Source organism: Anabaena sphaerica FACHB-251, from assembly GCF_014696825.1.
Classification (GTDB): domain Bacteria; phylum Cyanobacteriota; class Cyanobacteriia; order Cyanobacteriales; family Nostocaceae; genus RDYJ01.
The window spans coordinates 441058-455121 of the sequence record NZ_JACJQU010000001.1 but is presented as its reverse complement, the minus strand read 5'-3'; the positions used below and the strand labels follow the sequence as shown (position 1 = coordinate 455121).

Sequence of the window (14064 nt, the reverse complement as noted above, 5' to 3'; positions counted from 1 at the left end):
TTAATTTATTGAACTCAAGAATGAAGAATACTGTTTATAAAAATCATCAATAAAATCAATACATTGCTGATTATTATTTGTCCTTTTATCCTAGCAATTAAATATAGGATGAGCCATCATCTGATTGATTTTGTTTTGCCAGTTGTGCTGAAAAAAAATCGAACTGGAGAAGTAATTTTCCTAAACAATATAATAAAATGTAAGTAATCACTTATTAATTTTTTCAAAAAAGAGGTTTTAGTTAAATTGTGCAATTAATCTTGAATGGGTGCAATTCCTTGCCAAACAATATCTACAAGGTTCTCGACAAATATTGCTTCCTCTATTTTTAGAACTTCTGCGGGGTGCATTTGTTCCAAGAAAACATAGTTCATGAGCGATCCTAGCAATATCATAGCAATAGTATGAGGATCGCAGGGGCGCAATCGTCCTTGTTCTATTTCTTGCGCTAGGAAGTTGGTGAATACTTTAACCTCGCGGATAGGTTTTGACTTAATTACACTTGCTGTTTCTGGAAACAGATTACCACGTGCTTTCAACATCATCAGTCGTGGCATCACCTGACGATGAAATTCTAAAGTTTGCAGACACAGATGAATTAGGTTTTGTTTGAGATTTCCTTTTCCAGATAAAGAATCAAGTTCTTGCACCCAAGGGGGTCTTTCAGGAATTCCCATTGACGCAAAGAAAAGTTCTTCTTTGGTTGAGAATCGCTTGAAAATCGACGCTTCAGAAATTCCTGCTTTTTGAGCAATTTCTAAGGTTGAAGCACCAAATCCTTGTTGGAGAAAGATTTCACAGGCTGCATCTAAAATTTGCTGATTGGTGATTTTGGGTGTGCGTGCCATAAATAAGTGTGTATTCACTTATTAATTTAATTGATCTTGATCGTAATGTCAACTCAAATGTTGCAGCAATAACTACTGTAAAATTTACCTGTCGTCTACAGTGGAAATCGTCTAAGCTATCGGAAAGATGATTTGATTTGTGGCTAAGAGGCGGTAGTGTGCCAAAACACCTTCATGTGATTTCTCTTCTAGTTGTCTGTAGTTTGTGGAATATGCCCTCATCTGTTCACGCACAGGCACTAATACCTCATACAGTGGAGATTGATGCAGCTAAGTTGGAGCAGCAGGGATTGAGCTTGGCGCAGCAGGCCGCTCAATTAGCGCAGTTTCAACAAATTGATTTGGCTTTGCCAAGAGCGAGACTGGCTACTCAACTGGCTCCTAAAAGTGATAAAGTATGGTTGCTGTTAGGTGGATTACATTTGCAGACTAAAGAGTTTGATGCAGCGATCGCCGCCTTGACAAAGGCGCAAACTCTCAATCCCAAAAATCCTGACATTCTGTTTGCTTTGGGTTCAGCTAATTTTCAGCGGGAAAATTATCAGGCTTCAGCAGCCCATTACCAAGCCGGTTTGAAGTTAAAACCTAATGACCCAGAGGGGTTGTTTGATTTGGGTAATGCTTATTATATGCTAGGTCGTTTACCAGAGGCGATCGCTCAATTTAATCAAGCTGTTTCCCAAGATAAAAAATTCTGGCCAGCAATTAACAACATTGGGTTAATCAAATACGAACAGGGTGATGTTCAAGGTGCGATTAAGCAATGGCAAGAGGCAGTTACTATTGATAAAAAAGCCGCAGAACCTTTATTAGCATTGGCAGTAGCCTTGTATACTAAAGGCGATAGCCAGCAAGGTTTAGCAATGGGGGAAGCAGCACTCCGCATAGATCAACGCTATGCCGATTTAGATTTTCTCAAGCAAAATCTTTGGGGGACACGCCTGCTGCTAGATACCAAAAAGTTCTTAGAATTACCCCGGATGCAATCAGCCCTAGATTCCGAAGAAGGTGTAATCATCCCCGATCCACCGCCTGCCCAGTAGAGAATTTCACCTTTTGACATTGGTAATTAGGATCAAAATTCTGGTATTACAAGGATGAACAGGGTAGGTTTGAGGATGATGAAAATTAATCCTGTAGCCCTTACGGGAGCGTTAGCCATTCGTTTTTTCATCCTTAAATGCTGATTGGTAGTTGGTAATTGGTAGTTAACCTTACCATTACCAGTTCCCTATTGGTGCTTGCCTAACTTAGCCCATTTATAGTACAAATATTCTAAATAGCCAGAGAATTAGCCCAAAATATTCACAATAAAATATTTATTATGGGTGTTTGGGTGTTTGGGTGTTTGGGTGTTGCTGACATCAGCCGTCAATTCTTAAGGCTAGTTTTTGGGTAAAAGTGCCATGATTTGATCAACAAATTGCTGATGGTCAACAACTGGTTTTGAAATGTAGCCATCAGCACCGCTTTGTTTGAGGAAGTTCTCGCGATCGCCTTCCATAGCGTGTGCAGTCACTAAAATTACAGGTAAATTTGCTGTTTGCGGGTCAGATTTTAACATTTGTGTAATTTTGATACCATCAACAGACTTACCTTGATAAATACTGCGTGACAGAGAAACATCCATTAAAATCAAATCAGCTTCTCCAGCTTGGGCAATTTTAATTACTTCTTCTACATCTTCCGTGTGTTTTACCCCCAAGCCACCACGCTTGGTCAAAATCTTGGAAAAAACACGAGCATTAATCAGATCATCTTCAACAATTAAAACTGTTTTCATGAGAATTTATATTAGCGTGGGTAAGGGAGGATGATAACCCAGATTGGATTTATAATTTTGGATTGGAAATTATTAATGGTCAGCGTGTTTTATCGATTTAACACTTCTTTTACCTCTCCCACTTTGGTATAAGACGTTATGCAGCAAATAATGTCTGCCACCTTTTTAATAATTAATGTGTGTCCCCAACATCAAGGATAATACTACTTTTTTTATCCTCTAAGTAGGTCGCATTAAAAATTGTCGTTATGACAAAGCAGGAGGTGAAGCAGTGCGGTCTGGGGCAGCCACTGCAATCTTGGGGTTTTACGCAACTCCCGACAAGTCGGGAAACCCGCCCCGCCCAAGGGGGTGGCTCCCCAAGTGGAGCAAGTGGCGTGGTTTCCCCATGTAGCTTGCTTCTGTGAAGGAGTCCAACTGCTGAAACCGGAGGTCAAGAGGCAGAAAGGAAGAGGTTTTTGGGCAACTTTACTTTTCGTTACTTACTTCAGTTTTTTGCGCCTTTCTACTTAAAGATCAAGATTGTGTGAGGAATCCTATTTCATCCGTGATGCTGTGGTTGCTACAGTGGTAAGTTCCAGCGACTTTTGTATAGTTAGAATTCAGGGAAAAAACTCATGGCACAACAGTTAAACCTTCTCTCCACGGGACAGGTCATCACAACAGCCCTGCACACCGAGATGCAACGGTCTTACCTAGAATATGCCATGAGTGTGATAGTCGGGCGAGCGTTACCGGACGTGCGTGATGGCTTAAAACCTGTGCATCGGCGGATCTTGTATGCCATGCACGAACTCGGTTTAACACCAGATAGACCTTATCGAAAGTGCGCTCGTGTAGTTGGTGACGTACTAGGTAAATACCATCCCCACGGGGATCAATCTGTATACGATGCTTTGGTGAGGTTAGTGCAGGAATTTTCCAGCCGTTACCCCTTACTAGCAGGACATGGTAACTTTGGCAGCGTCGATAATGACCCGCCAGCAGCAATGCGTTATACAGAAACGCGCCTTGCATCAGTGAGTCACGAAGGAATGCTGGCGGAAATTGGCGAAGAAACTGTGGAATTTATCGGTAACTTCGATAATTCCCAGCAGGAACCAACAGTATTACCTGCTCAGTTGCCATTCCTCTTACTCAATGGCTGTGCCGGTATTGCGGTGGGGATGGCCACAAATATTCCACCCCATAACTTAGGGGAAATTGTTGATGGCTTGATAGCTTTAATTGACAACCCAGATTTGACGGATGAGAAGTTATTTGCGCTAATTCCCGGACCCGACTTTCCCACAGGTGGGGAAATTGTTGGTAATTCAGGCATTCGGGAAGCATATACCACAGGTAAGGGTGGTATCGTGCTGCGGGGTGTAGCTACCCTAGAAGAGATACCTCCAACTAGGGGAAGTAAGCGACGGACAGCAATTATCGTTACAGAATTGCCTTATCAAGTGAATAAGGCAGGTTGGATTGAAAAAGTAGCGGATTTGGTCAATCAAGGTCGCTTACACGGCATTTCGGATTTGCGAGATGAGAGCGATCGCGAAGGAATGCGTGTAGTGATTGAACTTAAACGCGATACTAACCCGCAAGAAGTTCTTCAGCACTTGTATCACCAAACAGCCCTGCAAACTACCTTTGGCGCAATTCTTTTGGCCTTGGTGGATGGACAACCCCGTCAGTTAAGCCTACGGCAAATGTTGCAGGAATTTCTCAATTTCCGAGAACATACCCTCAACCGTCGCTACAGTTACGAGTTAGGTAAAGCTGAAAACAGAGTAAATCTAGTTGCAGGCTTGCTAAAAGCTTTGTCTAACCTGGATGAAGTAATTGCCATTTTACGGCAAGCGGCCGATGGTAGTACAGCCAAAACGACCCTTTGTCGCCGACTGGATTTAAGCGATGTACAAGCGGATGCAATTTTGTCCATGCCATTACGCCGCCTCACCAGTTTAGAGCAGCAAAATTTGCAGCAGGAATTTGACAACCTTAACGAGCAAATTACCTCATTGCGGAGATTACTGGAAGACAGAGGGGAATTACTGAAGTCGTTGAAAAAGGATTTGCGAACTCTCAAACGTAAATACAGCGATTCTCGACGTACCAAAATATTAACGTTGAGCGAAACTCCCATCCCACAAGAAAAGGGAAAAACACAAACAGAAGAAAATTCAAAATCTCAAATCCAAAATCCAAAATCGGAACAGCCCCCAGAAGAAGCCATCTTAGAATTTACCCAGCGCGGTTATGTGCGTCGTCTTTCTCCCACCGGGAAAAAGCCGAAAGCGGAAAACGGTTTACATGAAAATGACTTCATTATCCAAACTGAGTTAACTGACACCGAGCAAGATTTATTAATACTCAACACTGGGGGCAAAGTTTACCCTGTAAAAGTAGGAGATATTCCTGCCACAACTGGACGTTCTCCAAGGGGAACACCATTAATAACCATGCTCACCAGTACGGCTCAAGCCAATGTAGAAGCTATTATTAGCCGCTTTGTGCTGCCAGCATCTTTTGAAACTACTCAAATGGTTCTTCTGACCAAACAAGGGCGAATTAAGCGTCTGGCTTTAGAAGAATTCGCTAACCTCAGCCGTCGTGGAATTACGATTTTAAAACTCAAAGATGATGATGAATTGTCTTTTACTGAGTTCACTACCACAGGTCAACATCTGATTTTAGCCAGTTCCGGCGGTCGCTTGTTGCGGTTTGCAGTTAATGAAGAGCAATTGCCAGTTATGGGACGTGCTGCGATGGGTTTACAAGCATTTCGCCTTGTAAAAAATCAGCAAATGGTTGGCTGTGTCACTGTTGGCAAAGATGACCAGTTATTGCTGGTTACTCAAGAAGGATACGCCAAGCGAATGCCTGCAAGTAATTTAAGAGCAGCTAATCGCGGTGATTTAGGCATACAACTGCTGAAGTTCCATAACAAAACTGATTATCTGGCTGGAATGGTACGCGCTATGCCTGGTGCAGAAGTGGCTTTAGTTACCAATAAAGAGCGAGTGGTCAGAATACCTGTGGACTCAGTGCCTATGTTAGATAGAGATGCTAAAGGTGAAAGTGTCTTACAAGTCAACCGCGATGAGAAAATTATTCATGTTGTTGAGGTGCGAGTATAAATAAGTTAAAACGCATCTAATTTACATATCATAATTTCATCAAACTCTTGTGGGGTAGGTAGCTTGCCTGCTCCGCAAGAGTTTTATGAGATTTGTGAACTTAGATTTATAAATCTCTACAGAGAAATAAACAAACCTTGCTTTATTGAAAATATTTGTTATATTAGTTTACATAAGGCAACAGAACTTAGTAAAATCAGCTTGGAGTGCGAACCATGACTAACGCAACAAAAACTATTACTTCCGTACCTGAAGACCGTAACGGTTGGCGTTGGGGATTTACCCCACAAGCAGAAATTTGGAATGGACGCTTGGCTATGATTGGCTTTTTATCGGCTGCGCTGATTGAGCTTTTTTCTGGTCAAGGCTTCCTGCACTTCTGGGGTATTATGTAAATTTTGAGACACGAAATTAAAATTGCCTGTAAACTAAAAAACCTGGTAGTTAATTAAAACCACCAGGTTTTTTATTCAGTTATTAGTTATCGGTGATCAGTTATTTGTTTTTGTAACCAATTACCGATTACCAATTACAATTACCAATCACTACCGAATATATTCCTTGAGGACACTGTTACGATTGGGGTGACGTAATTTGCGGAGTGCTTTGGCCTCAATTTGGCGAATTCGTTCGCGGGTAACGTTGAAAATCTGACCGATTTCTTCCAGAGTTTTCATTCTGCCATCATCTAAGCCGTAGCGTAGTCTCAAAACATCTCTTTCGCGGGGGCTGAGACTGTCAAGAACTTTTTCTAGGTCTTCTCGAAGCAGATTTTTTGAAACTTGGTCTTCTGGTGTTTCTCCATCAGATTCAATAAAATCGCCTAACCGGGAATCTTCTTCTTTCCCAATGGGTGTTTCTAGAGAAATTGGTAGCTGGGCAGATTTGGCAATAAACCGCAGTTTCTCGATGGTCATTTCCATGCGAGTTGCAATTTCTTCTTCTGTAGGTTTGCGACCCATCTCTTGAGATAGAAGTTTGGTAGTTTTCTTGATCCGTGATATGGTTTCATAGAGGTGAACCGGTAGACGGATGGTACGAGATTGATCAGCGATCGCTCTTGTAATTGCTTGACGAATCCACCATGTAGCGTAGGTAGAAAACTTATAACCTTTTTCGTGGTCGAATTTTTCAGCTGCGCGAATCAAACCAAGACTGCCTTCTTGAATCAAATCTTGGAAGGACAAGCCACGATTCATGTATTTTTTGGCAATGGAAACCACAAGGCGTAGGTTCGATTGCACCATTTTATCTTTCGCCCTGCGGCCGACGTGGAGGCGATAACGGAAAGTTGGTAATGGCAGTTGTACTGCTTCTGCCCACTCTTTAAATTCAGGTTCCCGTTCTAACTGTTCGCACAGCTGATCCCTTACTCTTTCTAATTCCAGTAAATCAGCGATTTTCCGCGCCAGTTCAATTTCTTCGTCTGCGCGTAACAAACGGATACGACCAATTTCTTGGAGGTAAAGGCGAATCGAATCTTCGGTATAGTGCTTTTTCTTGCTTTGTGTCCGACGACGCGATTTAGCGGCTTTTCCAGACTTTGCGTCGTCCTCATCAGTCTGAGGCTCTAAAAAATCATCAATTTCGCCGTCATCGGTAAGCAGTAAGTCCTCTTCATCCTCGATTAATAAGAGTTCTTCTTCGATCTCAGGCGGATTTATCATTTCTAGGTCAGGCTGATAAATGCTATCGAGTACGTTGTTAGCCTGGTTCATGCCGCGTTCCTCATGCTCCTTGCAGAATCAATTACTCAAGATGTGGTTACTGCTCTTTTTATCGAGCTTATTGTTCACCGAAAATAGGCTTTTGGCTAATGTGCCTATGATCTTTCCGGTACTATTGCCTCTGGTTGAGGCGGAGTTTTTACTTTCGTGGCAAATATCACTTTTATGTGAGTTGCCCTAAGAAAGTAAATTCATTGCTGTCGCCGTTGTACACAACTTCTGATTACTGGTCTAAAACCAGATGCACCTTAATCAAGAAATTAACCACTTCAGACATAATGGATATGACTGCTGGCAGATTTACCTGTCAAGACTGTTCTGATTGTAGCCTGTTTCACAGAAATTGCACTCTTTTTGTGTGTTAATCACGAACTCATTTACCAAGATGAAGCCACTTTTATCAAAAAGACATTAAAAACGGTAGTCACACCATTAAATCTTGTCGAAAACTTTTTGGTTTTGCAGTGGCATTCTCATTAGATTAAAAGGTAGGCACACTTGCTCCGGGGAAATTCTAGACATTGGTTACAACAATAGTTTTCTGGTAACAGAAGATTGGAGGTTTACTCCAGTTAGCAGTATTGATGCACCCATGTTTACCATTCCTTCATAAATTACTTATTTGAGAGAGCAAAACTGTGCTGACCGCTGGTTATATAGGGTAATAGTGCTACGGTGGTGCTTGTTTCCAGGCACTAGCCTTGTATATGCTATGCCCATCACCTGAACTAAGGAGTTAAGGTTGTGGCAGAATCAGCCGATTGACAGATGAATTTAGAGTTCACTCTTTTCGGCCTTATTAACACATTAGCGCACTGCGGAGATTTCAACCCTATGCAACTTGACAAACTGTTCCTATTGTATACAAAGATATTTTAATCAGTCGAGAAAAAATTTGTCATTGGTTATGCTAAACAATTTACCTACTTATGAAAAAAGCTCATTGGATACATAATACAAATCAATATATTTTTACCATAGCGGTATATGACGATATTGGCAAATATCTAGTAACGTCAGCTGCTAGTTAGGAGGCAGAAGTCAGAAGTCAGGAGTCAGGAGTTTTTTGATTTTTTAGATAATTTGCGGCTCATTTACTGTATAGTTAGGTACATTATTCTCCCTAATTACACAAGAGTCATGAAAAAATAATGTAGGTCAATATCATTAAACACAAAACGTTCAGGAGATCAATCCCCAACTTCTTTGAAAAGTCGGGGATATGCGTATTAGGTTGTTGGCAGATGATCTAGAAAGTAAGTTAGATGTCTAGATCAGTGAGGTTAAGTTTGGAACCATAGGTTTCAATAAATTCCCGTCTGGGTGCAACGCGATCGCCCATTAAAATGGTAAATATCCGATCAGCTTCGGCTGCGTCTTCAATTTCCACTCGTTTGAGAGTACGGGTTTCATGGTTCATTGTTGTTGTCCACAGCTGTTCGGGCATCATTTCCCCCAAACCTTTGAAACGCTGGATGGTATAGTTGGCGTTGGCTGGTAGCGTAGCGATGTGCTGGTGCAATTCGCGATCGCTATAACAATACTGATAATTTTTTCCCCGTTCCACTTTGTATAGTGGCGGACAAGCAATATAAATGAAACCTTGTTCAATCAGCGCCCTTTGATAACGATAAAAGAAAGTTAGCAACAAAGTCCGGATATGCGCCCCATCCACATCAGCGTCAGTCATAATCACGACACGATGATAACGTAGTTGAGAAGCGTCGAATTCTTCCCCTTTAACACCCAAACCCAGCGCAGTAATTAAAGATTGAATTTCGGTATTTTTATAAATTTTGGCATCATCGGTTTTTTCGATGTTGATGATTTTACCACGGAGGGGGAGAATTGCTTGCGTCCGGCGATCGCGTCCTTGTTTGGCGCTACCACCCGCTGAATCGCCTTCGACGATGAAAATCTCGGATTCTGAGGGATCACGGGAGCTACAATCTGCTAATTTACCGGGCAAAGGAGACGATTCTAGGACTGATTTTCGTCTGACTAACTCCCGTGCATGACGGGCAGCTTCAGCGGCTTTAAAGGCTTGAATAGCCTTATCTAAAATCGCATCAGCTATAGCTGGGTGAAATTCTAGGTATTCTGTGAGAACTTCACCCACAAAAGAATCAACGATACCACGAACTTCTGTATTACCAAGTTTAGTTTTGGTTTGTCCTTCAAATTCAGGATCAGGGACTTTCACAGAAATAACTGCGGTTAAACCTTCGCGGACGTGTTCACCACTGAGGTTAGATTCATTTTCTTTAATTTTATTCCGTTTGCGAGCGATCGCATTTAATGTTCTCGTTAAAACTGCCTTTAACCCTTCTAAGTGAGTACCACCATCAATAGTGCGAATATTATTAGCAAAACCTAACACATTATCAGTGTAAGCATCAGTACACCATTGCAAAGAAACTTCCACCTGAACATTATTGCGTTCCCCTTGCACATAAATAATTTCTTCATGAAGAGGCTGTTTCTCACGATTCATGTAGGCGATATACTCTTTAATACCACCTTTGTATTCGTAAATTTCTACCTTAGGTGTGTCGCTTTTAAGAATTTCTAAACGATGATCCGTGAAAATAATTCTTACACCAGCATTCAAATACGCCAACTCGCGCAAGCGACCTGATAAAGTAATGTAATCGAATTCTATGCTGGTGGTAAAAATTTGTGTATCTGGCTTGAAGGTAATAGAAGTACCAGTTCTATCTTCTTTATAAGGCTTTGCTACCAATTCCGTAACAGGGAAACTCCTTTCATATCTCTGGTTATGTACCTTTTTGTCTCGCCAAACCGTAACTTCCACAAATTCAGATAGGGCGTTAACAACAGAAATACCAACACCGTGTAAACCACCTGAAACTTTGTAGCCACCACCACCAAACTTACCACCGGCATGGAGAACAGTTAACACCGTTTCTAAAGCCGATTTCCCCGTTTTTGGGTGAATATCAACAGGAATACCCCGACCATCATCTGTTACAGTCACGGAACCATCAGCATTGATATCCACCTCAACATGGGTACAGTGACCAGCCAAAGCTTCATCAACAGAGTTGTCGACTACCTCGTAAACTAAATGATGGAGTCCTCGCGGACCTGTAGTACCGATGTACATCCCTGGTCGTTTGCGGACGGCTTCCAGACCTTCCAGAACTTGAATCTGATCGGCACTGTAACTGCTCGTCATGAAAATTCTCCTGATATCTGGGGTTGAACTTACAAAAAAACTAAAAAAGTCAAATCACCCCAAAATTATAACACAAAAGCCTTGCTGCCGTCTGTAGCGCAATTTTATGGGAAGTTTATATAGGGGATGGAATGTACTGGGGATTGGGGATTGGGGACTGGGGACTGGGAAGAGTATTTATGTTGACTAATGACTAATGACTAATGACTAAATTAATTGTAATTTGTGGCGCTACAGCAACGGGTAAATCGGGTTTGGCTTTGAGTTTAGCTAGGCGCTTGGGTTCGGTGATTTTGAGTGCTGATTCCCGTCAAGTATACCGTGAGTTTGACATCGGAACAGCTAAACCAACTGTGGCAGAACAGAAGTTAATACCACATTATCTAATTGATATCTGTGCGCCAACCGAGACTATGACAGTAGCAGATTATCAGGAGCAAGCACAAGCGTTAATTGCTAGTCTTGGTGTTTCTCCATTGTTGTTGGTTGGTGGAACGGGTTTATATATACGTTCTATTGTTCAGGGTATGAAAATTCCCAGAGTCTCACCACAACCAGAATTGCGATCGCAACTCGAATCTTTAGGTCAACATCAACTTTACCTGATGTTGCAACAAGTTGATGCGATCGCCGCCCAAAAAATTCATGCTAACGATTTAGTGCGGACTTTAAGAGCATTAGAAGTATATTATGTTACTGGAATTCCTATTTCGGAACAGCAAGGGGAAAACCCACCTAAGTATCCGATTTTACAAATTTGTTTAGATTCTGAACCAGAAAATTTAGATATCAGAATTCGTAAACGTACTGAACAAATGATAGCAGATGGCTTAGTTGCTGAAGTTGAATATTTATCTCACAAATATGGTGCGGATTTATCTTTGTTGAATACTTTGGGATATCAAGAAATCAAGCAATATTTAGCTAGTGAAATTACTTTAGATGACGCTACAGATTTAATTGCTTTGCACACAAGACAATTCGCAAAGCGTCAACGAACTTGGTTTAGACAATCTGCTAATATTGAATATTTTGATATGGATAATCCTGATTTATTAGAACAGGTTTTACAGCGAATAAATGATTTTATTATAAACCCATAATAAAATACAGCAGATTACAAGTGCGCGACTATATTTCTACTTCTTCAAAGTGTTCAACAGTGGGAAATGGCTCATAAAAATGGTGGAGCAATTTCTTCCACTCTTGGTACTCAACTGAACCTCTAAAAACTACAGTATGCGCTTCCAGATTTTCCCATTTGACAAGTAATAAGTATTTACCTTGGACTTCTATACATTGATGAAGTTCATGGGACAAATATCCATTCATTGCAGAAATAATAGTAGAAGCCTTTTTGAAAGTAGATTCAAAATCCTTTTCTAGTCCAGGCTTAATATACAATATTACTGCCTCAAGAATCATAATATTTTCTCCTAAAGATTTTAAATTTTCTCTCTTCTCATAGAAGAGAGTTAGGGAGAGTTTCTTAGACAGAAGTAGAAGTGTTGATAGTTGATTTAATTTTTCTAGAACTTAATAAAAATCGAAGTTCAAATAAACAAACTAGGAGAAACCTTAAAATATTCTCCCAAAGCTTTTGCTTGTGCTTTACTAATGGAACGTTTACCATTTACAACTTCAGAAACCACACCGCTGCTAGAACCAAGAATACGTACTAAGTCAGCTTGACGAATTCCGCTAGATTCCATGATATGTTGTAAAATTTCATAAGGAGTAGACTTATCCATAGGATAATTTTCTTCCTCATAATCTTCAATTAGTCTGACAATCAATTTATCTAAAGCTCGCTCCTCTGGGGTAAGATTTTTTTTAAAAGTTAGAAATTCTACAACTTTTAAAAGACGTTCATACTCAGCTTCAGTTTCAATTACTTGAGGAGCGATTTCAGCTAGTAATTGACTATAGGTTTTATCGTCAAAAGTAATCGTCATTTTTCCATTTCTCTTTATTGTATTCCGCGTGAGTTAGCAAGTATTTGTAATAAACCTTTTTTGTCTCATAATTAATTCCTACAATCAATCGGTAATCATTACCTTTGATATTAAAAATAGTAAAATTGCCAACTGCTTCAGCATCTTGGTAAATTTTACGCACATCCTCTAAATTTTGCCATTCGACCTTTTTAACAGTTTCATACCAATTATCAATTTGTTTTTTGATATCGGGATATTTAGCTGCATCTTCGCGGAGGGTGCGAATGGAAATAAGGTGCATAGATTTTGGGTTTTAATTTTATGTTTGGTTGAAATGCGTTGTTATTCATAAATTGACTGGCAGGTCTTTTTATAATGTTCAAATCAATTCTCTCAAAATGAGAGTGAACTGTCAAGAGTCAATCACGACTCACGAAAAATCTCTCTCAAACTTCTTACCTTCGCGCTCTTCGCTTCTTCGTGGTTCATTCCTTCCCAAACCCTTGACTCCCAACCGACATCAAGGTATAATACACATCGAATAGAAGGGGAGTAGCTGCTGGCGCGACATAAAAAGCCAGTACATTTGAATCAACATACTGGCGATGAGCCTGGTTCAGATGGCGAATAACAAAATATTTGAAAGCGAGACCTTCACTGAATTCACACCAAAAGAGTGTGTGAGTTTCAGTGAGGTCTTTAAAATCTCATTAGAAGCTCCACACAGGTAAAAAATCCTTTAGGAGCTTGAGAGAGTGTTAACAGCATTTACAGCAGGTTTACTACTAATTACCATTTCCGAATTAGGTGATAAAACCTTTTTTATCGCTGTAATTTTGTCCATGCAGCACTCACGACGGGTAGTGTTTGCTGGTGTGACAGCGGCTTTAGCAGCTATGACAGTTTTATCAGTGATATTTGGACAAATACTGTCTACTTTAACACAAGGCTCAAAACTTTATGTTCATTATGGGGAAATAGTTTTGTTTATTGCCTTTGGCTTAAAACTGCTCTACGATGCCAGTAAAATGCCTGTGGCTTGTGATACAGAAGTAATAGAAGAAGCAAAAGAAGCAGTAGAAAAGGCAGATTTAGACAGTCAGCAAAAAAGCTTATGGTCAATGTTACTGAAATCCTTTGTATTAACATTTATAGCAGAGTGGGGCGATCGCACACAAATAGCTACCATTGCCCTAGCAGCGAGTAACAACCCTATGGGTGTAACTTTGGGAGCCATTTTAGGACACGCCATCTGCGCTGCGATCGCCGTTATCGGTGGTAGATTAATTGCAGGTAAAATTTCCGAACGACAAATTACCTTCCTTGGCGGCTTTCTGTTTATTATCTTCGGTATAGTCGCCGCCATAGAAGGAAGTTGACAGGGAATAGGCAAGAGGCAAAAGGCAAAAGGCAGGAGTCTGAAGAAATTTCCCCTCTGCTCCCCT

The 14064-nt window shown here is 40.8% G+C and carries 12 protein-coding genes; 5 read left to right on the top strand and 7 right to left on the bottom strand.

Going from position 1 to position 14064, the window contains the following annotated elements:
- Nucleotides 1–254: 254 nt before the first annotated feature.
- Nucleotides 255–848 (bottom strand): TetR/AcrR family transcriptional regulator, encoded by a 594-nt coding sequence (locus H6G06_RS01920; RefSeq protein WP_190557220.1) that lies wholly within the window; start codon nucleotides 846–848, stop codon nucleotides 255–257.
- Between the two features lie 158 nt (nucleotides 849–1006).
- Between H6G06_RS01920 and H6G06_RS01915 the strand changes: the two genes are divergently transcribed.
- Nucleotides 1007–1891: a tetratricopeptide repeat protein gene (locus H6G06_RS01915; RefSeq protein WP_190556532.1), complete on the top strand. Its 885-nt coding sequence runs from the start codon at nucleotides 1007–1009 to the stop codon at nucleotides 1889–1891.
- Between the two features lie 341 nt (nucleotides 1892–2232).
- Here the strand turns inward: H6G06_RS01915 and H6G06_RS01910 are convergent, their stop codons facing one another.
- On the bottom strand, nucleotides 2233–2631 hold the full coding sequence (locus H6G06_RS01910) for a response regulator (RefSeq protein WP_190556530.1): 399 nt from the start codon (nucleotides 2629–2631) through the stop codon (nucleotides 2233–2235).
- A 617-nt stretch (nucleotides 2632–3248) separates the two neighbouring features.
- On the opposite strand from H6G06_RS01910, the gene gyrA reads away from it, so the two are divergent.
- On the top strand, nucleotides 3249–5756 hold the full coding sequence (gene gyrA, locus H6G06_RS01905; protein ID WP_190556528.1) for a DNA gyrase subunit A: 2508 nt from the start codon (nucleotides 3249–3251) through the stop codon (nucleotides 5754–5756).
- Between the two features lie 215 nt (nucleotides 5757–5971).
- A complete protein-coding gene (locus tag H6G06_RS01900; protein ID WP_190556526.1) occupies nucleotides 5972–6151 on the top strand; it encodes a chlorophyll a/b-binding protein in 180 nt (59 codons plus the stop codon).
- Between the two features lie 150 nt (nucleotides 6152–6301).
- On the opposite strand, the gene rpoD is transcribed toward H6G06_RS01900, so the two are convergent.
- Both rpoD and gyrB read right to left on the bottom strand, forming a co-directional pair.
- The gene (gene rpoD, locus H6G06_RS01895; protein ID WP_190556524.1) at nucleotides 6302–7474 is read right to left on the bottom strand and encodes an RNA polymerase sigma factor RpoD; all 1173 of its coding nucleotides are present in this window, start codon (nucleotides 7472–7474) and stop codon (nucleotides 6302–6304) included.
- A 1270-nt stretch (nucleotides 7475–8744) separates the two neighbouring features.
- Complete coding sequence (gene gyrB / locus H6G06_RS01890) at nucleotides 8745–10682, bottom strand: DNA topoisomerase (ATP-hydrolyzing) subunit B (protein ID WP_190556522.1); 1938 nt, start codon at nucleotides 10680–10682, stop codon at nucleotides 8745–8747.
- A 203-nt stretch (nucleotides 10683–10885) separates the two neighbouring features.
- Between gyrB and miaA the strand changes: the two genes are divergently transcribed.
- Entirely contained in the window at nucleotides 10886–11785 is a 900-nt protein-coding gene (gene miaA / locus H6G06_RS01885; RefSeq protein ID WP_190556520.1) for a tRNA (adenosine(37)-N6)-dimethylallyltransferase MiaA, read from the top strand.
- Between the two features lie 28 nt (nucleotides 11786–11813).
- Here miaA and H6G06_RS01880 read toward each other — a convergent pair whose 3' ends face one another.
- The 3 genes from H6G06_RS01880 to H6G06_RS01870 form a co-directional block, all read right to left on the bottom strand.
- Nucleotides 11814–12107 carry an antibiotic biosynthesis monooxygenase family protein gene (locus H6G06_RS01880; RefSeq protein ID WP_190556518.1) on the bottom strand — a complete coding sequence of 98 codons (294 nt, stop codon included), beginning with the start codon at nucleotides 12105–12107 and terminating at the stop codon, nucleotides 11814–11816.
- Nucleotides 12108–12235: 128 nt separating this feature from the next.
- Entirely contained in the window at nucleotides 12236–12637 is a 402-nt protein-coding gene (locus H6G06_RS01875) for a helix-turn-helix domain-containing protein (protein ID WP_190556516.1), read from the bottom strand.
- Nucleotides 12621–12920, bottom strand: coding sequence for a type II toxin-antitoxin system HigB family toxin (locus H6G06_RS01870; protein WP_190556514.1), 300 nt, complete (start codon nucleotides 12918–12920; stop codon nucleotides 12621–12623). Before H6G06_RS01870 ends, H6G06_RS01875 begins: the two co-directional genes overlap by 17 nt.
- Before the next feature lie 454 nt (nucleotides 12921–13374).
- Here H6G06_RS01870 and H6G06_RS01865 point away from each other — a divergent pair, with 454 nt between their 5' ends.
- Nucleotides 13375–13998 (top strand): TMEM165/GDT1 family protein, encoded by a 624-nt coding sequence (locus tag H6G06_RS01865; RefSeq protein ID WP_190556512.1) that lies wholly within the window; start codon nucleotides 13375–13377, stop codon nucleotides 13996–13998.
- Nucleotides 13999–14064: the final 66 nt, after the last annotated feature.

Excerpts from the sequence above, each read along its gene's own strand:
- gyrA (WP_190556528.1), top strand. The coding sequence starts at position 3,249 with ATGGCACAACAGTTAAACCTTCTCTCCACGGGACAGGTCATCACAACA.
- miaA (WP_190556520.1), top strand. The coding sequence starts at position 10,886 with ATGACTAAATTAATTGTAATTTGTGGCGCTACAGCAACGGGTAAATCG.
- H6G06_RS01880 (WP_190556518.1), bottom strand. The coding sequence starts at position 12,107 with ATGATTCTTGAGGCAGTAATATTGTATATTAAGCCTGGACTAGAAAAG.
- gyrB (WP_190556522.1), bottom strand. The coding sequence starts at position 10,682 with ATGACGAGCAGTTACAGTGCCGATCAGATTCAAGTTCTGGAAGGTCTG.
- H6G06_RS01900 (WP_190556526.1), top strand. The coding sequence starts at position 5,972 with ATGACTAACGCAACAAAAACTATTACTTCCGTACCTGAAGACCGTAAC.
- H6G06_RS01910 (WP_190556530.1), bottom strand. The coding sequence starts at position 2,631 with ATGAAAACAGTTTTAATTGTTGAAGATGATCTGATTAATGCTCGTGTT.
- H6G06_RS01920 (WP_190557220.1), bottom strand. The coding sequence starts at position 848 with ATGGCACGCACACCCAAAATCACCAATCAGCAAATTTTAGATGCAGCC.
- rpoD (WP_190556524.1), bottom strand. The coding sequence starts at position 7,474 with ATGAACCAGGCTAACAACGTACTCGATAGCATTTATCAGCCTGACCTA.
- H6G06_RS01875 (WP_190556516.1), bottom strand. The coding sequence starts at position 12,637 with ATGACGATTACTTTTGACGATAAAACCTATAGTCAATTACTAGCTGAA.
- H6G06_RS01870 (WP_190556514.1), bottom strand. The coding sequence starts at position 12,920 with ATGCACCTTATTTCCATTCGCACCCTCCGCGAAGATGCAGCTAAATAT.